The organism is Agrococcus jejuensis, from assembly GCF_900099705.1.
Taxonomy (GTDB): Bacteria; Actinomycetota; Actinomycetes; order Actinomycetales; family Microbacteriaceae; genus Agrococcus; species Agrococcus jejuensis.
Genome location: NZ_LT629695.1, coordinates 3,177,219 through 3,198,196, shown reverse-complemented (window position 1 = coordinate 3,198,196; position 20,978 = coordinate 3,177,219). Strand labels below are relative to the sequence as shown.

The 20,978-nt window shown below is 72.9% G+C and carries 21 protein-coding genes; 12 read left to right on the top strand and 9 right to left on the bottom strand.

Annotation, left to right across the window (positions count from 1 at the left end; translation table 11 throughout):
- Positions 1-64 precede the first annotated feature (64 nt).
- On the top strand, positions 65-727 hold the full coding sequence (locus BLQ67_RS15195; protein ID WP_157674874.1) for a vitamin K epoxide reductase family protein: 663 nt from the start codon (positions 65-67) through the stop codon (positions 725-727).
- A gap of 76 nt (positions 728-803) precedes the next feature.
- On the opposite strand, the gene ndk is transcribed toward BLQ67_RS15195, so the two are convergent.
- Genes ndk through ileS form a run of 4 tightly spaced genes read right to left on the bottom strand, consistent with a single transcriptional unit; the run spans position 804 to position 6,422 of the window.
- Positions 804-1,214: a nucleoside-diphosphate kinase gene (ndk, locus tag BLQ67_RS15190; RefSeq protein WP_092506459.1), complete on the bottom strand. Its 411-nt coding sequence runs from the start codon at positions 1,212-1,214 to the stop codon at positions 804-806.
- A gap of 26 nt (positions 1,215-1,240) precedes the next feature.
- Positions 1,241-1,585 (bottom strand): DUF4233 domain-containing protein, encoded by a 345-nt coding sequence (locus BLQ67_RS15185; RefSeq protein ID WP_092506457.1) that lies wholly within the window; start codon positions 1,583-1,585, stop codon positions 1,241-1,243.
- The gene (locus BLQ67_RS15180) at positions 1,582-3,159 is read right to left on the bottom strand and encodes a bifunctional folylpolyglutamate synthase/dihydrofolate synthase (protein ID WP_092506455.1); all 1,578 of its coding nucleotides are present in this window, start codon (positions 3,157-3,159) and stop codon (positions 1,582-1,584) included. Before BLQ67_RS15180 ends, BLQ67_RS15185 begins: the two co-directional genes overlap by 4 nt.
- Positions 3,156-6,422 (bottom strand): isoleucine--tRNA ligase, encoded by a 3,267-nt coding sequence (ileS, locus tag BLQ67_RS15175; RefSeq protein ID WP_092506453.1) that lies wholly within the window; start codon positions 6,420-6,422, stop codon positions 3,156-3,158. Before ileS ends, BLQ67_RS15180 begins: the two co-directional genes overlap by 4 nt.
- Before the next feature lie 290 nt (positions 6,423-6,712).
- Between ileS and BLQ67_RS15170 the strand changes: the two genes are divergently transcribed.
- The 3 genes from BLQ67_RS15170 (at position 6,713) to BLQ67_RS15160 (ending at position 8,680) form a co-directional block, all read left to right on the top strand.
- Complete coding sequence (locus tag BLQ67_RS15170; protein ID WP_092506451.1) at positions 6,713-7,270, top strand: hypothetical protein; 558 nt, start codon at positions 6,713-6,715, stop codon at positions 7,268-7,270.
- 68 nt (positions 7,271-7,338) lie between these two features.
- The gene (locus BLQ67_RS15165) at positions 7,339-7,797 is read left to right on the top strand and encodes a hypothetical protein (protein WP_092506449.1); all 459 of its coding nucleotides are present in this window, start codon (positions 7,339-7,341) and stop codon (positions 7,795-7,797) included.
- A gap of 31 nt (positions 7,798-7,828) precedes the next feature.
- Entirely contained in the window at positions 7,829-8,680 is an 852-nt protein-coding gene (locus tag BLQ67_RS15160; protein ID WP_092506447.1) for an aminotransferase class IV, read from the top strand.
- Positions 8,681-8,692: 12 nt separating this feature from the next.
- Here BLQ67_RS15160 and BLQ67_RS15155 read toward each other — a convergent pair whose 3' ends face one another.
- Both BLQ67_RS15155 and BLQ67_RS15150 read right to left on the bottom strand, forming a co-directional pair.
- Positions 8,693-9,550 (bottom strand): hypothetical protein, encoded by an 858-nt coding sequence (locus BLQ67_RS15155; RefSeq protein WP_092506445.1) that lies wholly within the window; start codon positions 9,548-9,550, stop codon positions 8,693-8,695.
- A 111-nt stretch (positions 9,551-9,661) separates the two neighbouring features.
- The gene (locus BLQ67_RS15150) at positions 9,662-10,207 is read right to left on the bottom strand and encodes a TetR/AcrR family transcriptional regulator (RefSeq protein WP_092506443.1); all 546 of its coding nucleotides are present in this window, start codon (positions 10,205-10,207) and stop codon (positions 9,662-9,664) included.
- A 64-nt stretch (positions 10,208-10,271) separates the two neighbouring features.
- Here BLQ67_RS15150 and BLQ67_RS15145 point away from each other — a divergent pair, with 64 nt between their 5' ends.
- The 6 genes from BLQ67_RS15145 (at position 10,272) to BLQ67_RS15120 (ending at position 15,902) form a co-directional block, all read left to right on the top strand.
- Entirely contained in the window at positions 10,272-11,603 is a 1,332-nt protein-coding gene (locus BLQ67_RS15145; protein WP_231945079.1) for an MFS transporter, read from the top strand.
- A gap of 45 nt (positions 11,604-11,648) precedes the next feature.
- Entirely contained in the window at positions 11,649-12,050 is a 402-nt protein-coding gene (locus BLQ67_RS15140; RefSeq protein WP_092506439.1) for a hypothetical protein, read from the top strand.
- The gene (locus BLQ67_RS15135) at positions 12,047-12,751 is read left to right on the top strand and encodes a maleylpyruvate isomerase family mycothiol-dependent enzyme (RefSeq protein WP_092506437.1); all 705 of its coding nucleotides are present in this window, start codon (positions 12,047-12,049) and stop codon (positions 12,749-12,751) included. The genes BLQ67_RS15140 and BLQ67_RS15135 overlap by 4 nt, the downstream gene beginning before the upstream one ends.
- A 39-nt stretch (positions 12,752-12,790) precedes the next feature.
- Positions 12,791-13,000, top strand: a complete 210-nt coding sequence (locus tag BLQ67_RS15130; RefSeq protein WP_092506435.1) for a hypothetical protein — start codon at positions 12,791-12,793, stop codon at positions 12,998-13,000.
- A 93-nt stretch (positions 13,001-13,093) separates the two neighbouring features.
- The gene (valS, locus tag BLQ67_RS15125) at positions 13,094-15,661 is read left to right on the top strand and encodes a valine--tRNA ligase (RefSeq protein WP_092506433.1); all 2,568 of its coding nucleotides are present in this window, start codon (positions 13,094-13,096) and stop codon (positions 15,659-15,661) included.
- Positions 15,662-15,674: 13 nt separating this feature from the next.
- On the top strand, positions 15,675-15,902 hold the full coding sequence (locus tag BLQ67_RS15120) for a hypothetical protein (protein ID WP_092506432.1): 228 nt from the start codon (positions 15,675-15,677) through the stop codon (positions 15,900-15,902).
- Between the two features lie 161 nt (positions 15,903-16,063).
- Here BLQ67_RS15120 and BLQ67_RS15115 read toward each other — a convergent pair whose 3' ends face one another.
- Both BLQ67_RS15115 and BLQ67_RS15110 read right to left on the bottom strand, forming a co-directional pair.
- Entirely contained in the window at positions 16,064-16,699 is a 636-nt protein-coding gene (locus BLQ67_RS15115; RefSeq protein ID WP_092506430.1) for an ArsR/SmtB family transcription factor, read from the bottom strand.
- A 94-nt stretch (positions 16,700-16,793) separates the two neighbouring features.
- Positions 16,794-17,591 (bottom strand): methyltransferase domain-containing protein, encoded by a 798-nt coding sequence (locus tag BLQ67_RS15110; RefSeq protein WP_092506428.1) that lies wholly within the window; start codon positions 17,589-17,591, stop codon positions 16,794-16,796.
- Between the two features lie 53 nt (positions 17,592-17,644).
- On the opposite strand from BLQ67_RS15110, the gene BLQ67_RS15105 reads away from it, so the two are divergent.
- Positions 17,645-19,675: a M3 family metallopeptidase gene (locus tag BLQ67_RS15105; protein ID WP_092506426.1), complete on the top strand. Its 2,031-nt coding sequence runs from the start codon at positions 17,645-17,647 to the stop codon at positions 19,673-19,675.
- Here BLQ67_RS15105 and BLQ67_RS15100 read toward each other — a convergent pair.
- A complete protein-coding gene (locus BLQ67_RS15100; protein WP_092506424.1) occupies positions 19,653-20,111 on the bottom strand; it encodes a DUF6157 family protein in 459 nt (152 codons plus the stop codon). The two genes, BLQ67_RS15105 and BLQ67_RS15100, sit on opposite strands and share 23 nt — an antisense overlap.
- Positions 20,112-20,159: 48 nt before the next feature.
- Here BLQ67_RS15100 and BLQ67_RS15095 point away from each other — a divergent pair, with 48 nt between their 5' ends.
- Entirely contained in the window at positions 20,160-20,972 is an 813-nt protein-coding gene (locus BLQ67_RS15095) for a helix-turn-helix transcriptional regulator (RefSeq protein ID WP_092506422.1), read from the top strand.
- The last annotated feature ends 6 nt before the right edge of the window (positions 20,973-20,978 follow it).

Genomic DNA, 20,978 nt, shown 5'->3' with positions numbered 1-20,978 from the left:
TCTGCTGGTGGGATGCTCATGCCGAGGCATGCGCGACCGCGATGCCCGCAGCCGAGGGGTGGACATGGCCACGAAGCAGACCGAGCGCGCAGCGCCCGCGAAGGACGACGCCGTGCCGGCGCCCGCCGGGTTCACGCCGCCGCGGTGGCTCGGCATCCTGCTCATCGTGACGGGTGCCGCAGGACTCACGGCAGCGCTCACGCTGTCGATCGAGCGGATCCACCTGCTGCAGTTCCCCGACGAGGGTCTCGGCTGCGACATCAGCCCGTTCGTCAGCTGCTCCGGCGCGATGGAGTCGTGGCAGGGCAGCCTCCTGGGCTTCCCGAACCCCTTCATCGGCCTCATGGCCTTCCCCATCGTCATCGTGATGGGCGTGCTCGCCCTCGCGCTCGTGCGCATGCCGCGCTGGGTGTGGTCGACGTTCACGGTCGGCGTGCTCGGCGGCCTGGCGTTCGCGCTGTGGCTCTGGCAGCAGAGCGTGTTCGAGCTCGGCCTCGTGTGCCCCTGGTGCTTCCTCGTCTACATGGCGATGTCGGCGATGGCCCCGACGTTCGTGACGTGGTCGATCGGCTCGGGCGCCATGGTGGCGCCGGCCGGCCTGCGCGCGTTCGCCGCGCGCTGGGGCGAGTGGTCGTGGGTGCTGAGCATCGTGCTCGCGCTCGTCGTCGTGCTCGTCATCGTCGTGCGCCTGCCCGACATCCCCCGGTACCTGCTGCTGGGCTACTGACCCCACCGACGACCCGCAGACGCGACGACGCCCCCGGCCGCATGGCCGGGGGCGTCGTCGTCTGGGTGGATGCGGCTCAGGCGAACCAGAGCGCGAGCTCGCGCGCCGACGACTCCTCGGAGTCCGAGCCGTGCACGAGGTTCTGCTGCACCTTGAGGCCCCAGTCGCGGCCGAGGTCGCCGCGGATCGTGCCGGGCGCCGCCGTCGTCGGGTCGGTCGTGCCCGCGAGCGAGCGGAAGCCCTCGATGACGCGGTCGCCCTCGAGGCGCACCGCGACCGACGGGCCCGAGAGCATGAACTCGACGAGCGGCTCGAAGAACGGCTTGCCGTCGTGCTCGGCGTAGTGCTCCTCGAGCAGCGCGCGCTCGGGCTGCACGAGCCGGAGGTCGGCGATGCGGTACCCCTTCGCCTCGATCCGGCTGAGGATCTGGCCGGTGAGTCCACGGGCGACGCCGTCGGGCTTCACGAGGACGAGGGTCTGCTGCATCGAATGACTTCCTTCGCTGTACTGCTTCACTGCTGCGCGCCGCGCTCGATCTGGCGCGCGCGCACGAAGCAGAATATCCACATCGCGATGAACGCCAGGGAGACGCCGATCGTCACCGGCTCGACGAGCGCGAGGCACGCCATGAGCGCCTGCGCGACGAGGCTGGCCACCCATCCCCACCGGTAGCGCAGCACCTTGAGGCTGAGCACGAGGACGACGGCGACGACCGCGAACGCCGTCGGCGCCGGCCAGTCGCGCGTGACGCCCCACACCGCGAGGGCGCCGAACGCGAGGGCGAGCACCTCGAGGCCGTGCACGATCGTGAGGAGCTTCTCGAGCAGGCCGCGCTCGCGGCGAGCTGCGGCGGTCATCGGTGCATCCAGCGCTCGGCGCGCGCCTTCGCCTGCACGGCGCCGAGCAGCGTGATCGAGCCGGTCACGACCACGGCGCCGCCGCGATCCTCCGCCTGCTCGCGCGCCGCCTCGACGGCGCGCTCGAGCACCGGCTCGACCGACACGCGCTCGGCGCCGAACACCTCGACGGCCACGCGGGCGAGGTCGTCGGCGGGCACGGCGCGCTCGGAGTCGGACTGCGTCACGACGACCTCCTCGACGTGCGGCTCGAGGATGCGCAGCACGCCTGCGACGTCCTTGCCCTCGACCATGCCGACGACGAGCTGCACGTGCTCGAACGCGAACACCTCCTGCAGCGCCACGCCAAGCGCCTGCGCGCCGTGTGGGTTGTGCGCGGCGTCGACGACGACGCTGGGGTCGGTGCCGATGACCTCGAGCCGGCCGGGCGACGTGACGGCGCCGAACGCCGTCGACAGCACGTCCTGCGCGATCGGTCGCGTGCCGCCGCCGAGGAAGGCCTCGACCGCGACGAGCGCGAGCGCGGCGTTCTGGCCCTGGTGACGACCGAGCAGCGGCAGCGGCTGGTCCTCGTACGCGGCGGCGAGGCCGCGGATCGTCACGAGCTGGCCGCCGACCGCGAGGGTGCTCTCGCGCTCGAAGTCGCGGCCCTCGACGAGCACGCGCGACGCGCCGACCTCGGCGGCACGCGCCTCGATGATCGCGAGGACGCCGGGCTCCTGCTCCGCGGTGACGACGATGGCGCCGGGCTTCACGATGCCCGCCTTCTCGGTCGCGATCGCCTCGACGGTCGAGCCGAGCCGGTTCGTGTGGTCGAGCGCGATGGGGGTCAGCACGGCGACGTCGCCGTCGGCGACGTTGGTCGAGTCCCACGTGCCGCCCATGCCGACCTCGACGACCGCGACCTCGACGGGCGCGTCGGCGAAGATCGCGTAGGCGAGCACCGTGATGGCCTCGAAGAACGTGAGTCGACGCTGCCCGCCCTGCTCGAGCTCGCCGTCGACGAGGTCGAGGAACGGCGCGATCTCGTCCCACACGCGCGCGAACACCGCATCCGACACGGGCTCGCCGTCGATGAGGATGCGCTCGGTCACGCGCTCGAGGTGCGGGCTCGTGAGCAGGCCCGTGCGCAGCCCGTGGGCGCGCAGCAGCGACTCGGCGATGCGGGCCGTGGAGCCCTTGCCGTTCGTGCCCGTCACGTGCACGACGCCGTACGAGCGCTGCGGGTCGCCGAGCAGCTCCACGGCGCGCGCCGTCGCGGCGAGGCGCGGCTCGATCGCCGTCTCCCCCGCGCGCTCGAGCAGCTGCGCGTACGCGGCGTCGGCGGCCTCGCGGTCCTCGAGCGAGTCGAGGATGCGCTCGTCGGTCGCGTCCTGCTCGGCGCCCTCGTCATCCTCGTCGGCGTCGGCCGACGGGAACGGGATGCCCCCACCCGACTCGAGGTCGTCGAGGTCGATGGCCTCGCCGTCGACGTCGACCTCCTCCTCGTACGCGTCGTCCCACGCGTTCATCTCGTCGCCGTCGGCGTTGCGCCGGGTCGGCTCGGGGTGCCGCGGGTCGCGGTCGTCGCTCATGCGCGCTCCAGTCGGATCGTCAGCGGGGAGCCGTCGCCGACGCGCACGTCGGCGGCGTCGGCCGCCTCGCCTGCCGTGTCGTCGACGCGCTCGATCGTCAGCGTCGTCGCGAGGGTCTCGCCCGCCACGAGGTCGCGGTGCGTCTCGAGCGCCGCGACGCCGTGCGCGTCGCTGCCGAGCACGAGCACGATGCGGTCGGAGACGTCGAGGTCGGCCTGCTTGCGCGCATCCTGGATCGCGCGCACGGCGTCGCGCGCGAGGCCCTCGGCCTCGAGCGCGGACGTCGTGGCCGTGTCGAGGTCGAGGTGCGTGTGGCCCAGCAGCGTCGTCTCGCCGCCCTCGTACGCCGACTCGGTCGGCTCGTCGAGCAGCGCGAACTCGCCGGGCTCGAGCACGACGCCGTCGACGAGCAGGCGCTCGCCGTCGACGGTCCACTCGCCCGCGCGGATCGCCGCGAAGACCCGCTTGAAGTCGCCCTTCAGGCGCGGCGCGGCGACCTTCGAGACGATCTGCGCCGTCTTCGACAGGCCCGGCAGCTCCTCGTCGTCGGCGACGTGCACGACGTGCACGGCCTTGAGGTTGACCTCGTCGCGCACGAGATCGGCGAACGCCGACAGGTCGACGCGGCTCGTGATCGTCGCCTCGGCGAGCGGCAGGCGCACCCGCAGCCTGCGCTGCTTGCGCATGCCGTGCAGTGCGTTGACGACGGCGCGTGCCTCGTCCATCTGCGCGACGAGCGCCGGGTCGGCGGGCAGCGCGGATGCGTCGGGCCAGTCGGTGAGATGCACCGAGCGACCGCCCGTGAGCCCGCGCCAGACCTCCTCCGCGACGAGCGGCGCGAGGGGCGCCGCGATCGTCGTGAGCGTCTCGAGCACCAGCGCGAGCGTGTCGAACGCCTCCGTCGAGCGCGGATCGTCGGTCACGCCGGCCCAGAAGCGGTCGCGCGAGCGACGCACGTACCAGTTGGTGAGCGTGTCGGTGAACTCGCGCAGCGCGAGCGTGGCGCCCGTCGCGTCGAGCGCATCCATCGCGCTCGTCACGGCCTCGACGGTCTCGCGCAGCTTCGCGAGCACGTAGCGGTCGAGCACGTCGGTCGAGTCGGCGCGCGGCGTCGCGACGTACGGCTGCCCGTCCTTCGCACGGTTCGCGTACGTCGTGAGGAAGTACCACGTCGACCACAGCGGCAGGTGGAACTGCCGCAGCGCCTCGCGGATGCCCTCCTCGGACACGATGAAGTTGCCGCCGCGCAGGATCGAGCCCTGCAGCAGGTTCCACCGCACGGCATCCGAGCCGTACGCGTCGAACGACTCGTTGACGTCGGGGTAGTTGCGCCGCGACTTCGAGGCCTTGAAGCCATCGTCGCCGAGGATGATGCCGTGGCTGATGACGTTGCGGAACGCCTCGCGACCGAAGAGCGCCACCGAGAGCACGTGCAGCACGTAGAACCAGCCGCGCGTCTGCCCGATGTACTCGACGATGTAGTCGGCGGGGCTGTGGGTGTCGAACCACTCCTGCTGCTCGAACGGGTAGTGCACCTGCGCGAACGGCATCGAGCCCGAGTCGAACCACACGTCGAGCACGTCGGGGATGCGGCGCATCGTCGACCGCCCGGTCGGGTCGTCGGGGTTCGGCCGCGTGAGCTCGTCGATGTACGGGCGGTGCAGGTCGGCGGGCCGCACGCCGAAGTCGCGCTCGAGCTCGTCGAGCGAGCCGTACACGTCGATGCGGGGGAAGTTCGGGTCGTCGCTCTTCCACACCGGGATGGGGCTGCCCCAGTACCGGTTGCGGCTGATCGACCAGTCGCGCGCACCCTCGAGCCACTTGCCGAACTGGCCGTGCTTCACGTTCTCGGGCACCCAGTTGATGCGCTCGTTCGCCGCGATCAGGTCGTCCTTGATGTCCGTGACGCGCACGAACCACGACGAGACCGCCTTGTAGATGAGCGGATTGCGGCAGCGCCAGCAGTGCGGGTACGGGTGCAGGTACGACGCCTCGCGCAGCAGACGACCCTTCGCCTGCAGGGCGCGGATGATCGTGCGGTTCGCCTCGAACACCTGCACGCCGGCGATCTCGGCGAGCTCGCCGGTCGCGAAGAGCTGCAGGAAGCGGCCGCCGTCGTCGACGGACAGGATCGTGGGGATGCCGGCGGCGGCCGTGACGCGCTGGTCGTCCTCGCCGTACGCGGGCGCCTGGTGCACGATGCCCGTGCCCTCGCCCGTCGCGACGTAGTCGTCGACGAGCACGCGCCAGGCGGTGCCGGTGCCCCACTCGTCGGCGTCGGCGAAGTCGTCGAACAGGCGCCGGTAGGCAAGGCCGCCCAGGTCGGCGCCCGTGACGGTGCGCAGCACCTCGGGCGCGCCCTCGTCGTAGCCGAGCACCTTGGCGTGCGCGCCGAGCGTGTCGGCGGCGAGCAGGTATCGCGTCTCCCCCGCGACGCCGCCGTCGGCCGCGCCGGCGGGGCCTGCGGCCACGACGACGTACGCGATGCCGGGTCCGACCGCGAGGGCCATGTTCGTGGGCAGCGTCCACGGCGTCGTCGTCCAGGCGAGCATCCGCACGCCCGCGAGCCCCGCGGCATCCGCCGCGTCGCCCTCGAGCGGGAACGTCACGGTCACCGACGGGTCCTGGCGCTCCTGGTACACGTCGTCGTCCATGCGCAGCTCGTGCGCCGACAGCGGCGTCTCGTCGCGCCAGCAGTACGGCAGCACGCGGTAGCCCTCGTAGGCGAGGCCCTTGGCGTAGAGCTCGGAGAACGCCCAGATGACCGACTCCATGTAGCCGACGTCGAGCGTCTTGTAGTCGTGCTCGAAGTCGACCCAGCGCGCCTGCCGCGTGACGTAGTCCTGCCACTCGCGCGTGTACTCGAGCACCGACTCGCGCGCCTTCGCGTTGAAGACGTCGACGCCCATGGCCTCGATCTCGGCCTTCTCGGTGATGCCGAGCTGCTTCATCGCCTCGAGCTCGGCGGGCAGGCCGTGCGTGTCCCAGCCGAAGCGGCGCTGCACCTGCTTGCCGCGCATCGTCTGGTAGCGCGGGAACACGTCCTTCGCGTAGCCCGTGAGCAGGTGGCCGTAGTGCGGCAGGCCGTTCGCGAACGGCGGCCCGTCGTAGAAGACCCACTCCTCGCAGCCGTCGCGCTGGTCGATCGACGCCTGGAAGGTGTCGTCGCCCTTCCAGAACGCGAGGATGCCCTCCTCGACCGCGGGGAACGACGGATTGGGCACGACGGTGCCGCCGTGCCTCGGGTAGCGCTGCTCGTCCACTCGACTCCTCTATCCAGCTGCTGCTGCTTCTGAAGAGCCGGGACGCTCTCGCGCGGTACCACCCGGCTTGCAGCCTCGTGGAGGCTGCCGCTCGCTCTTCGGCTGTGACGGGCCGGACCCGCTCGGATCTACTGCGCCTCCACCCTCGCGGGCTTCGACGGTTCTGCCGAGGACTCCCCGGTGATGGCCGGATCGACGTCTGTGCCTGCCATCGTACGCGCTCGCCGCGGCCCGCGCATGCCGCGTCCAGGCGACACGTCTAGCGTCGACGCTCGACGGGGAGGTCCGCGATGCGCACCACGCGAGCACGAGCGATGCGGTCGACGCTGCTGACGGTGCTGGCGACGGCGGTGCTCGCCGGCTGCGTCGTGCTGCCGCCCGCGATGCCGGCGGCGACGACGCCGGCCGAGCCGCTCCCCTCGGCCACCCCGACGCCGAGCGCGGCACCCACGCCGAGCGCGACCCCGACGACGACGCCCTCGGCGACGCCCGAGGTGCAGCCCGAGCCCGACGCCGCCCAGTGCCAGGCGTCGGACGCCGCGATGGCGCGCATCATCGAGACGACGGGCGCGCTCGACGCCGCGGTGCCCGGCGACGACGTCAACGACTGGGCCACGGCCGACGTCGTGATCGCCGACATCCGCGCCCAGTACGACGCGTGGCTCGCCGCGACCACCGATCCCGTGCTGCTCTCGGCCGCGCCCGCGCTCGACACGGCGATCACGGATGCGGCGGGCGTCGTGGCGAGGCGCGACGACGACGAGGTGTCGCTGCTCGGCACGATCCCGTACTCGCTCGACATCCTCTACGCCGCCGCGGGCGTCGTGCTGCCCTGCGACCTCGGCTGACCTGCGACGTCGGCTGACGCTGTTCCCGTCAAAGGCGACGCATGGGAACGCGTCCTATCCTGGCGATCATGCGCATCCGCACCGGACTCCCCCTCGCCCTCGCGGCGATCGCGATGCTGACCGCATGCTCCGGCGGCGGCCAGACCGATCCCTCGGCCTCCGCCTCGCCGTCGCCGACGGCCGAGGCGTCGACCGCGTCGCAGTGCGAGCAGGTGCTCTCCGACGCCGAGCAGCTCATGGCCGACGTGTCGGAGCTCGCGACGCGCTTCGGCAGCGACCCGCTGGGCGCGCTCGCCTCGGTGCCCGGCATCGTCGACCGCGTCACGACGCTCGGCGACCAGGTGACGGACCCCGAGCTCGCCGCGCACGTCGACTCGATCACGTCGGTCGCGACGACCGCGGTCGAGGATGCGCAGTCGGCGATCGCGCAAGGCGACACGCAGGGCGCCATCGACGCGCTGTCGCAGGCGGCGACCGACGTGCAGCCCGCCGTCACGGCATTGCAGGAGTACTGCGCGGCGCAGTGACCCCGCGCGGGATCGCTCGTAGCCTGGCGGCATGAGCGCTCCCCTGCTCGCGCTGCTCGACGGCTCGATCGTCGACGTCGCGACCCCCATCATCCGAGCCGACGACCTGGGCGTCGTGCGCGGCGACGGCGTCTTCGACGCCACGCTCGTGCGCCACGGCGAGCTGCGCGACACCGACGCGCACCTCGACCGCCTCGCGCGGTCGGCCGAGATCCTCGCGCTGCCCGCTCCCGACCGCGACGGCTACCGGCGTGCGATCGCCGCGCTCGTCGAGGCGTGGGATTGGGATGCGGCGCCCGAGGCCGTCGCGAGGCTCGTGCTGACGCGCGGCCCGGAGGGCGGCGGGCACCCGCCGACGGCGTACGTGCTGCTGCAGGCCCTCTCGGAGGCGGTGATCGCGGAGCGCACGACGGGCGTGCGCGTGCTGCTGCTCGACCGCGGCTTCGACGGCGAGGTCGTCGCGGCGATGCCGTGGCTGCTGCCCGGCGCGAAGAGCCTGTCGTACTCGATCAACATGGCGGCGAAGCGGTACGCGCACGAGCACGGCGCCGACGACGTGCTGTTCGTCGCGCCGTCCGGGCGCCTGCTCGAGGGACCGACGTCGACGCTCGTGCTCGACGTCGACGGCGAGCTGCTCACGCCAGAGCAGGACGGCATCCTCGCGTCGATCACGCTCGAGCAGCTCGAGCGCGACGCGCCCGCCCACGGGCTCACGGTGCGGCACGCGCCGCTCACGCGCGACGACCTCGCACGAGCGCGCGGCGGCTGGCTCATCTCGTCGGGCAGGCTCGCGTCGGCCATCACGTCGATCGACGGCGTCGCCTACCCGGCGTCGCCGCTGCACGACGCGCTGTTCACGGTGCTCGAGGTGCGCGCGTCCTGACGGCGCTGCGCGTCAGGCGCCGAGCGCCGCGAGCTGCGCCTGGAGCACGGGCGGGCTGCCGAGGTACGTGACCTCCTGGATGTAGCGCAGCTCGACGAGCAGGTCGCCGACGGCGACGGCCTGCGTCTCCCACGCCGTGTGGCCGACGTAGTACTGGAACGCCGCGCCTCCGGGAACGTCGGGGCTGCGGCCCGTCACGACGACGTCGGTCGGCAGCGAGCTCGCGAGCGGGCACAGCGCGGAGCCCTGCGCGTAGAGGTCGGTCATCCGCTGCGCGTCGGCGGCGCTCTGCATGCGCGTGAGCGAGAGCTCGTAGACGTAGTCGAGCGCGTAGTCGGGCGTCTGGAGCCCGGTGGAGTACGCGGCGACGACGGGGATCTGCGCGGCCTCGGCGAAGAGCGGCGAGCACGCCTGGCCGGAGCCGGCGGCGGAGTCGAGCGACCAGCGCAGCGAGAACAGCTCGGTGGACGCTGGTGCCCAGGCCGTGACCCAGGGGCTGGAGCGCTGCTGCTGGAACGCATCGACCCACTCGACCGCCGCGACGTCGTCGGCCGTCACGAAGAGGCTCGAGAGGTCCTCCGCCCAGACGGTGGGCTCGGCGGGGCTCACGTCGTCCCACACCCCGTCGGTCGGCGCTGCGCTCGGGCTCGCGGTCGGCGTGGACGCGGGCTGCGTCACCACGACGTCGTCGCGCACGATGCTTGCATCGCCCGCCTCGTCTGCGGGCTCGGCGACGACGACCGACGTCGGCACGGGCGTCGTGGGCGCATCGGCGCCGACGGTCTCCGTCTCGACGACGGGCGCGCTCGGAGCGCAGGCGGTGAGGACGACGACGGCAGCAGCGGCTGCGAGGAGGGCGGGGATGCGCACGAGTCCATGCTCATGGAGGCATGCTGTGGGAACGCCCTGCGCCCACCGTGCATCCGGTCGTCGTGATCGGATCGTGACGATCCCGGGTCGATCGCAGCGCTCGCGCGGCGCTCAGCCGTCCATGCAGCGAGCGGCACGTCTCGCGGCGTCGGCCGCCGAGCCTCGCGAGCGGCCGTCGTGGCTCCACTCGACGATGCCCGTCGCGATGGCCGCGACGAGACCGGCCGCAGCGGGCAGCGCCGCCCGCCCCTCGCTGCCGCGCAGCGCCCGCTCGACGCGGGCGACGAGCGGCTCGAGGCGCTCGAACGCCGACTGCCGCAGCACGGCATCCGTGCCCATGATCGCCGTCTCGCGCAGCATCCACGGCACACGATCGGCCCACGGCTCGAGCGCGACCGCGATCGACTCCACGACCGCGGCGCGCTGCATGCCGTCGACGAGGCGCACGCGCACGACCACCTGGTCGACGTCGTGCCACAGCAGGTCGGACTTCGCGCCCACGTAGCCGAAGAACGCGCTGCGCGAGATGCCGGCGCGGCGGGCGATGTCGTCGATCGACGTCGACTCGTAGCCCTGCTCGAGGAAGAGCTCGACCGCGGCCTCCTCGAGGTCCGCGACCGACGAGGAGCGCGGTCTGCCGCGGACGCCTGCTGCCATGGGACTACAGTATGCGAGGGTCGCAGGCGTTCCTGGACCCGATCCATCATTCCTTGGAGCATCCGTGAGCAGCACCTCGCGCACCTCGAGCCCCCGCCGCGTCGCCGCGGCCGCCACGATCGGCACCGCGCTCGAGTCGTACGACTTCTACGTCTACTCGTACTTCGCCGCGTTCTTCGCGGGCCCCTTCTTCTTCTCCGCGCTCGGCGCCGCCGGGGCGCAGCTCGCCGCGTTCGCGACGATCGGCATCGCCTTCGTCGTGCGCCCCATCGGCGCCGTGATCTTCGGCCACCTGGGCGACCGCCTCGGCCGCCGTCGCACGCTCATCCTCACCGTCACGCTCATGGGCGTCGCGACCGGCCTCGTCGGCCTGCTGCCCACCGGCACCGAGTGGGCCGCGATGAGCGCCGTCGTGCTCGTGCTGCTGCGCGTCGTGCAGGGCCTCTCGCTCGGCGGCGAGTGGGGCGGCGCGATCCTGCTCGCGACCGAGCACGCCGACGCCCGCCGTCGCCCGTTCTTCGCGTCGCTGCCGCAGCTCGGCTCCCCCATCGGCTCCGTCGCCGCCGGCGGGTTCATGCTCGCGCTGTTCTTCGGCCTCGGCCCCGAGGCCGTCTCGGCGTGGGGCTGGCGCATCCCGTTCCTCGTCGCGATCCCGCTCATCGCCGTCTCGCTGTACCTGCGCGCGTCGGTCGACGAGACGCCCGTCTTCAAGGCGCTCGAGCAGCGCGGCGAGCGCCAGCGCGTGCCCGCGCTCGCCGCGATCGCGAGCCAGCCCGCTGCGTTCGTCGTCGCGATCCTCACGGCGCTGCTGGGCATCGGCTCGTACTCGCTGATGAACACGTACACGATGGACTACGGCGCCGAGTCGCTCGGCTTCGACCCCATGCAGCTGCTGCTCGCCGCGACGATCGGCGGCCTGCTCCAGTTCGTGACGGTGCCGGCCTTCGGCTGGCTCGCGACCCGCATCGGCTCGCCGACCGTCGTCGCGATCGGTGCGATCGGCACGCTGCTCATCGCCTTCCCCATGTACTGGCTGCTCTCGAGCGCGACGTTCGGGTTCCTCGTGACGATGATGCTCGTCGGCGGCGTGCTGCCCACGGCGTCGTGGGCGGCGCTCGGCGGCACGATGAGCGAGCTGTTCCGCGGTCGCCACGCATACTCGGCGCTGTCGATGGCGTACGCGATCGCCGCCGTGATCTCGGGCTTCATCCCGCTCGTGACCGACGCGCTCGGCGACGCGACGGCGAACGCGTGGTGGCACCCGGGCATCGTGCTCGCCGTGCTGTCGGTCGCGACGCTCGTCGGCTCGCTCGCTGCGCGCTCGATGCGCAAGCTCGGCGACGAGGAGGCGGATGCGGCGCAGGCCGCGCCCGCGCGGGAGCCCGCGACCGTCTGATCGGGGCCTCGCGTCTCGTCGGCGGCGGGTGGCACGATGCAGAGCGTGAGCCTCCCGCTGCCCGACGCGCATCCGAGGGATGCCGTGGCCGCGGCCGTGCGTGCGCTCGGCGAGCAGGCGGTCGTCGACTGGTGCGGCGAGCTCGTGGCCGGCGCCGAGTCGCGGCACCCGCTCGCGTTCCTCGGCGGCACCGAGGACTGGCCCGCGCACTGGCAGCGCGAGTGGGGCGTGCGCGGCCTGCGCTACGCGTGGGGCGACGGCGCCGACGCCACCGTGCTGCTCGCGCTGCACGACGAGCACGGCCGCGTGCGCGCCATGGCCGTCGCCGTCGCGGTCGCGCGCGGCGTCGACGAGGCGCTGCCCGCGGTCGAGGCGCTGCGCGACGACGCCGTGCCGCGCGTGCGCGCAGCCGTCGAGCGCGCGCTCGTACGCTGGGCGGCACGATGACCCTCGAGACGACCGACCTGCGCATCCACCTCGCCCGCGAGGTGCGGACGATGGTCGCACTCGCCCGCCGCGCCGTCGACGAGGGCGCGTGGTCCGCGCCCGTGCCGTCGTGCCCCGGCTGGACGCTGCGCGACCTCGTCGCGCACGTCGGCGAGATCGAGCGTTGGGTGCTGCACGCGCTCGCGCACGGCGACGGCGACGCGCCCGCGCCGCGCGTGCCCGACGACGCCGGGCTCGCCGCCTGGCTCGCCGACTCGGCGCAGGCGCTGCTCGAGGCCCTCGCCGTCGACGCGGCGACGCACGCGTGGACCATCGCGCCGCCCCGCACCGTCGGGTTCTGGATCCGCAGGCAGGCGCACGAGCACGCGATCCACGCGTGGGATGCCGCGGCGGCGCTCGGCGACGTGCCTGCGCTCGACGCGGAGCTCGCCGCCGACGGCATCGACGAGATCGTCGGCACCATGTGGCCGAGGCAGCTGCGGCTCGGCCGCGTCGAGGAGCCGACCGCGGGTCTCGCGCTCGTCGCCGACGGCGGTGGCGCGTGGCTGCTCGGCAGCGAGGCGGCCGCGACGCTCGAGGGCGAGCCCGCGGCGCTCGCGCTCGCGCTGTGGCACCGCATCCCCGCCGACGACGATCGGCTGCGCTGGTCGGGCGACGTCGCCGCCGGTCGCGCGGTGCTGGCGCTGCCGCTCGCACCCTGACGCGCGCCGGACCGACGGATCGCTGGCTACGCTCGGAGCATGCTGCGCCGCATCCCCCGCGCCACCTGGATCCTCGTGGCCTTCGCCGCCGTGCTCGGCCTCGTCGGCATGACGATGGAGCACATGCTCGTGCGCGACATCCTGCTCATGGCGTCGATCGGCACCCTCGTGCTCGCGTTCCTCCTCGTCATCAAGCCCAGCCGCGAGCGGCGCTACCCCGACCCGCCTGCGAGCGACGACGCGCCCTGAGCACGATCGTCGGATCCATCAGGGATCGATAGACTCGACTGCACAACCAGGCATCCACGGACACGATGCCGCGCAGAGCGAGAAGGGGACGCCATGAGCGCCATGCCGGAGAAGCCCGCCCTCGAGGGACTCGAGACGAAGTGGGACGCCCACTGGGAGCAGGAGGGCACGTACCGGTTCGACCGCACGGGCCAGAGCCGCGACACGATCTACTCGATCGACACGCCGCCGCCCACCGCCTCCGGATCGCTCCACGTCGGGCACGTCTTCTCGTACTCGCACACCGACGTCATCGCGCGCTTCCAGCGCATGCGCGGCCGCACGGTCTTCTACCCGATGGGCTGGGACGACAACGGCCTGCCGACCGAGCGCCGCGTCCAGAACTACTACGGCGTGCGCGTCGACCCGACGCTGCCCTACGACGCCGACTTCACGCCGCCGTTCGACGGCGACGCCCCGGCCAAGGCCCAGCAGCAGCCCGTCTCGCGCCAGAACTTCATCGAGCTCTGCGAGCGCCTCACCGAGGAGGACGAGCGCAAGTTCGAGGAGCTCTGGCGCACGCTCGGCCTCTCGGTCGACTGGTCGCAGACGTACCGCACGATCTCGAACCACGCACGGGCCACGAGCCAGCGCGCCTTCCTGCGCAACCTCGAGCGCGGCGAGGCGTACCAGTCCGACGCGCCGACGCTGTGGGACGTGACGTTCCGCTCGGCCGTCGCGCAGGCCGAGCTCGAGGACCGCGAGCAGCCCGGCACGTTCCACACGCTGCTCTTCACGAGCGGCGACGGCGACCTGCGCATCGACACGACGCGCCCCGAGCTGCTGCCGGCGTGCGTGGCCGTCGTGGCGCACCCCGACGACGCCCGCTACCAGCACCTCTTCGGCACGACGGTGCGCACGCCCGTCTTCGACGTCGAGGTGCCGTTCCTGGCGCACCACCTCGCCCAGCCCGACAAGGGCACCGGCGTGGCGATGGTCTGCACGTTCGGCGACATGACCGACGTGATCTGGTGGCGCGAGCTCGACCTGCCCGCTCGCCCGGTCATCGGCTTCGACGGTCGCTTCCTGCCGGACGCGCCTGCCGCCATCGCCTCGGCAGCGGGCACGGCCCTCTACGCCGAGCTCGCCGGCAAGACGGTGTTCAGCGCCAAGGAGGCCCTCGTGGCCGCGCTCACGGCCGCCGAGCGCACCGTCGGCGAGCCGCGCCGCATCACGCATCCCGTGAAGTTCTACGAGAAGGGCGACAAGCCGCTCGAGATCGTCACGACGCGCCAGTGGTACGTGCGCAACGGCGGCCGTGACGCAGAGCTGCGCGAGCGCCTGCTCGAGCTCGGCCGCGGCATCGAGTGGCACCCCGACCACATGCGCGTGCGCTACGAGAACTGGGTGCAGGGCCTCGCGGGCGACTGGCTCATCTCGCGCCAGCGCTACTTCGGCGTGCCCATCCCCGTCTGGTACCGCGTGGGCGAGGACGGCGAGACCCTCTTCGACGACGTGCTGCTGCCGAACCCGTCGCAGCTGCCGGTCGACCCGTCGACCGACGTGCCCGACGGCTTCGAGGCCGACCAGCGCGGCGTGGCCGGCGGCTTCGTCGGCGAGGTCGACATCATGGACACGTGGGCGACGTCGTCGCTCACCCCGCAGCTCGCAGGCGGCTGGGGCGGCGTCGACGACGAGCTCTGGGACCTCGTGGCGCCGTTCGACCTGCGCCCGCAGGGCCAGGACATCATCCGCACCTGGCTGTTCTCGACGGCGCTGCGCGCGCTCTTCGAGGGCGGCAAGGCTCCGTGGCGCCACGCGGCGATCTCGGGCTGGATCCTCGACCCCGACCGCAAGAAGATGTCGAAGTCGAAGGGCAACGTCGTCACGCCGCTCGGCATGCTCGAGGAGCACGGCGCCGACGGCGTGCGCTACTGGGCGCTCTCGTCGCGCCTCGGCGTCGACGCGACGCTCGACCCGCAGAACCCGAAGATGATCAAGATCGGTCGTCGCCTGGCGATGAAGGTGCTCAACGCGGCGCGCTTCGTGTACCAGATGGAGGGCGAGCCCGGCGAGATCGCGAACCCGATCGACATCGACATGCTCGCGGAGCTCGGCCAGGTCATCGACCAGGCCACCGCGGCCCTCGAGCGCTACGACCACGCGCGTGCGCTGGAGCTCACCGAGACGTTCTTCTGGACGTTCTGCGACGACTACCTCGAGGTCGTGAAGCAGCGCGCGTACCAGGGCGACGAGATCGGCCGTGCGTCGGCCATCGGCGCGCTGCGCGCCGCGATCGACGTGCTGCTGCGCCTCCTCGCGCCGGTGCTGCCGTTCGCGACCGAGGAGGTGTGGTCGTGGACGCACGAGGGCTCGATCCACGTCGCCGCCTGGCCGACGCGCAGCGACCTGCCCACGAGCGCCGGCCCCACGGGCCTGCTGCCCGCGGTGTCGGAGGCGCTCATCGGCATCCGCCGTGCGAAGTCGGATGCGAAGGCCAGCCAGCGCACGCCCGTGACGCACGCGGTGCTCGCGGCGCCGTCGACGCAGCTCGGCCTGCTCGAGCAGGCGGCGCGCGACCTCGCCGACGTGGGCCGCATCGAGCGGCTCGAGCTCGTCGCGGGCGACGCCCTCGAGGTGCGTTCGATCGAGCTCGCGCCCGAAGGCGAGCAGCAGGCGTGAACGCGGGCCGTCGATGAACATCGGCTCGCGCTGGCCGGTCGGCGGCGACGCTCCCGCGTCGCTGCCGCCCGTCGTGCGCGAGGCGATCGCCGCCGAGGAGCGAGCGCTCGTCGACCTCGGCGCCGACACGACGGGCTGGGGCTGGACGCTCACGTACCTCGAGGGCGCGCCGATCGTCGAGTGCGACGACGGCACGCGCATCACCCTCGCGGGCGACGGCGTGCTCGTGGAGCGCGACTGACGCGACGCATCCGCATCGCTCCGGACATGACGAAGGCCCCCGCGCGAGCGGGGGCCTTCCTCGTTCCTCGGATCAGCGCATGGGGCGCATGACCATCTGCGCGACGACGAACGTGTCGTTGACGATCGCGATGGGTCGCGTCACCGGCTGCTCGTGCTTGCTCATGGAGCTCCTCTCGTAGGTGCGTCCCTGGCAGGAGACGCGGCTGGCGCCCGGTCGGCCACCGGGAAGGCGTGGAGCTGCACGAGCACGCGCAACGCGTCCTCGTCGCCCTCGTGCGTGCGCGACGCGGCGAGGCGCTCGGCGATGAGCGCCTCCACGTCGCGAGTCAGTGCGCGCAGCTCGTCGACGGCGAGGTGGCCGTGCAGCGTGGCGACGCGCGCGGCGTCGTTGACCTCGGGGGCGAAGTCGTCCTCGCCGTGGTCGATGAACTCCTGCAGCAGGCGCGTACCCTCGGCGCTCCAGGCACCGAGCACGGCCGCGGCGGCGGCACGGCCCTCCTGCATCGCGGCGAGCTCGGGCGTCCACACGTCGACGTCGCCGACGGCGCGCTCCCACCAACGCTCGCGCGCCGTGCCGCGACCCTCGACCTCGCGCACGAAGCCGGCGCGCTCGAGCTGGCGCAGGTGGTAGCTCGTCGAGCCGCTCGACTCCCCCAGCCTGGCGCCGAGCGCGGAGGCGGTCTGGGCCCCGTGCGTCGTGAGCGCGTGCAGCAGCGCGACCCTCAGCGGGTGCGCGAGGGCCTTGAGCGAGGGCAGGTCGACGGATGCGCGCCGACCATCGTCGGCGACGGGCATGCCGTCAGCCTACCGAATGCAAAGATGTCTTTGCAAAGGATCCTCGGCGTGTTCGCGCCGAGCGTGCTCGCTGCCCCGCGCAGCCACGACCGGCTCAGGCGCGCGCGACGATCCAGCCGTGGATCATCGACATCCAGCCGTCGGGATCGGCCGCCCACGCGGTCCACGCCTCCGCGATCGCCTCGCGGTCCGCGGGCGTCGCGAGCCCGTGCTCATCGGTGCCGGTCGCGAAGCTCGACGCGATCGCCCGCTCGGCCCACTGGTGGCCCCACCACGTGCGCGCCTGGTCGGACTCGAAGCACCAGGTCTCGACGTCGGTCGCGATGTCCGTGAAGCCCGCGGCTCGCGCCCATGCCTTGAGGTGCGAGCCCGCGTCGGCCTCGCCGCCGTTCGCATCCTGCAGCGCAACGATGATGCGGCGCCACTCGCGCAGCCCCTCGCTGAAGGGGTGGATCGCCGTCGCCGAGTAGACGACGTCGCGCGCCGCGACGATGCCGCGCGATGCGCGCCGCCACTCGGCGAGCGCCGCGACGGGCTCGCCGAGGTGCTGCAGCACCTGGTGGGCGTGCACGACGTCGAACGACCCGTCGGCCGCGTCGACCGCGTACGCGTCGCCGACCTCGAAGCGCACGTTCGTGACGCCCGACGCCTCGGCGAGCGCCCGCGCCTGCTCGACGACCTGCGCGCTCGCGTCGATGCCCACGACCTCGCCGTCGCCGACGCGGCGCGCGAGGTCGATCGTGATCGAGCCAGGCCCGCAGCCCACGTCGAGGATGCGCTGGCCGCGCTCGAGGTACGGCACGAGGTACGCGGCCGAGTTCTCGACCGTGCGCGCGGCGTGCGCGCGCGTGACGGACTCGTGGTGGCCGTGGGAGTAGACGACGTCGCTCACGACAGCCGAGCCTAGCCAGCCCGCGACCCGTGCGACGCACCTAGGCTGGCGACATGCAGAACCCGTTCTTCGAGCCGTCCTCCCTGCCCTACCAGCTGCCGCCGTTCGCCGACGTGCGCGATGAGCACTACCGCCCCGCGTTCGACGCGGGCTTCGCGCAGCAGCTCGAGGAGATCGCCGCCATCACGGCGCAGCCGGGCACGCCGACGTTCGACGACACGATCGCGCCGCTCGAGGCATCCGGCGCCATCCTCGGCCGCGTCGGCCACGTGTTCTTCGCCTTGTCGTCGTCGGACACGACGCCGTTCCTCGACGAGCTCGAGGCCGAGATCGCGCCGCGCTGGGCGGCGCACTCGGACGCCATCGAGCTCGATCCGGCGCTCTACGCGCGCATCGCCCACCTGCACGAGCACCCGGACGCGTCGTGGACGCCCGAGCAGTCGTGGGTCGTCGAGCAGTGGCACCTGCGCATGACGCTCGCGGGCGCGGCGCTCGACGAGGCGAGCACGACCCGCCTCAAGGCGCTCAACCAGCGCCTCGCCACGCTCACGACGACGTTCGACCAGCAGCTGCAGGCCGACACGAACGACCTCGCCGTCGTCGTCGACACCGCCGAGGAGCTCGACGGCCTCTCGGCAGGCGACATCGCCTCGGCCGCGCAGGCTGCGGCCGACCGCGGGCTCGACGACAAGCACCTCATCACGCTGCCGCTCTTCTCTGGTCACCCGTGGCTCTCGCAGCTCACGAACCGTGCCCTGCGCCAGCGGGTCATGGAGGCGTCGCTCGCGCGCGGCACGCGCGGCAACGCGCACGACAACCGCGCAGTCATCCTCGAGATCGTGGCGCTGCGTGCCGAGCGCGCCGCGCTGCTGGGCTTCCCGACGCACGCGCACGTCGTGACGGCGGATGCGACGGCGAAGACGCCCGAGGCGGTCGACGCCATGCTGTCGCGACTCGCACCGGCTGCCGCGCGCAACGCGCAGGCCGAGGCCGCCGACCTGCAGGCGCTCGTCGACGAGGCGGGCGAGGACTACGCGCTCGCGTCGTGGGACTGGGCGTTCTGGACCGAGCGGCTGCGTACGGCCCGCTACGACGTCGACACGCAGGCGCTCAAGCCGTACTTCCCCGCCGAGCGCGTGCTGCAGGACGGCGTCTTCGCCGCCGCGACGCAGATCTACGGCGTGACGTTCGCCGAGCGCGACGACCTGCACGGCTACCACCCCGACGTGCGCGTCTTCGAGGTGCACGACGCCGACGGCAGCGAGGTCGGCCTGTACCTGCTCGACCTCTACACGCGCGACTCGAAGCGCGGCGGCGCCTGGATGAATCCGCTCATCTCGCAGAACCGCCTGCTCGACCAGCCGACCGTCGTCATGAACAACCTCAACGTGCCGAAGCCGCCCGCCGGCTCCCCCACGCTGCTGACGTTCGACGAGACGAACACGCTCTTCCACGAGTTCGGCCACGCGCTGCACGGCCTCTTCGCCATCGTCGGCTACCCGAGCGTCGCCGGCACGAACGTGCCGCGCGACTTCGTCGAGTTCCCGAGCCAGGTGAACGAGATGTGGATGCTGTGGCCCGGCATCGTCGAGCAGTACGCGCGCCACGTCGAGACCGGCGAGCCCATCCCCGCCGACGTGCTCGAGCGCATCCGCGCGACGGAGACGTTCGACCAGGGGCACGCGACGAGCGAGTACCTCGCGGCGGCGCTGCTCGACCAGGCGTGGCACACGCTCGCGCCCGGCGAGTCCGTCGACGACGTCGCGGCGTTCGAGCGTGCGGCGCTCGAGCGCGTCGGGCTGCTGCTCGACACCGTGCCGACGCGCTACTCGTCCGGCTACTTCCAGCACGTGTTCTCGGGTGGCTACTCCGCCGCCTACTACTCGTACATCTGGTCGGAGGTGCTCGACGCCGACACCGTGCAGTGGTTCCAGGAGCACGGCGCGACGCGCGAGTCCGGCCAGCGCTTCCGCGAGCGGCTGCTGGGCGTCGGCGGCTCGAAGGACCCGCTGGAGGCGTACCGCGACTTCCGCGGACGCGACGCCGACCTCGCTCCCCTCCTCACGCGCCGCGGCCTGGAGTGACCCGCGGCGTCGCGCGCCTGGTCGACCCCGGACAGGCGCGCGACGACCGCATCGCCTGGCGGTGCTCGAGCGTCGGGTCGGCGGCGAGCGCCGCGTACTCCGCGGTGCCGACGCCGACGAGGGCGACGCGACCGTCGGAGTCGTGGTGCGTGCCCCAGCCGTAGCGCTTGCTCAGCGGCGACGCGCGCAGGCACGCCTGGTCCTTCGCGAGGAACGCCGCGCGCGCGGCGTCGCGGTCGGCGTCCGCAATGCTCGAGCGGATGGCGTGGACCTCGAAGAGCAGCTCGTCGGACGTGTACCGGTACGGATGCTCGGCGAGCAGCGCGTGCTGCAGCTCGGCGACGCTCGGGGTCGCGCGTGCCGGCGGCACCTCTGGGCCTGCGGCGGTCGAGTCGGGCGCGACCTCGATGAAGGCGCCTGCGTAGTTCGTCGTCATGCTGCGATCCTCGCGCGATGTCCAGCATCCGTCTTGCAGAATCGCGACATGGCCGAGCCCATCGATCCCGAGGAGCGGTCGGGCGTGCTCGAGCCCGCGAACCTTGCCCGGTTCGCCGCGACCTGGCACGCGCCGCATCCCGGACTCGCGAACGTCGTCGAGACGTACTGGCACGTCGCGTGGTCGCTCGGCGACGAGGTCGTCGAGCAGCGGATCATCGAGGCGCCGGCCGTGACCGTGTCCGTCGAGCACGGCGACGTGCCGTGGCCGCTCGTGCGCACGACGCCGGGGCCGCGAGCGTGGACGCGCACGATCCGCGGCGCCGGCGAGGTGCTGGGCATCCGCCTGCGGCCCGCGGGGCTCGCGGTCGTCTCCGACGTGCCGATCGGCGCCCCGGGCACGACCGCCGTCGACGCGGAGGCCGACGCCCGACTGCACGCGATCCTCGCGACCGTCGCCGCGGCGGACTCGCTCGACGGGCGCCTCCGCGCCGCCGATGCGGCGCTGCTCGCCGCGACTGCCGACCGTGTGCCGACGCGCGAGGGCCTGACGGCGAACGCCGCCGTCGCCGCGATGTCCCATGCGGTGCGCGCACGCTCGTCGGGCGTGCTCGCCGGCAGCAGCGATCGCGCGGTGCAGCGTGCCCTCGCATCGACGGTCGGCATGGGACCGAAGGCCGTCGCTCGCCGCATCCGCCTGCAGGAGGCCGCGCGGCTGCTCGCGCTCCCCGACGCGACGCCTGCCGACGTCGCGTCGGCGCTCGGCTACGCCGACCAGGCGCACCTCACGAATGACCTGCGCACCGTCGCGGGCGTGACGCCCGCCGCCTACGTGCGGTCGCTGCGGGCGCTCGCCGGTTGACGCGGC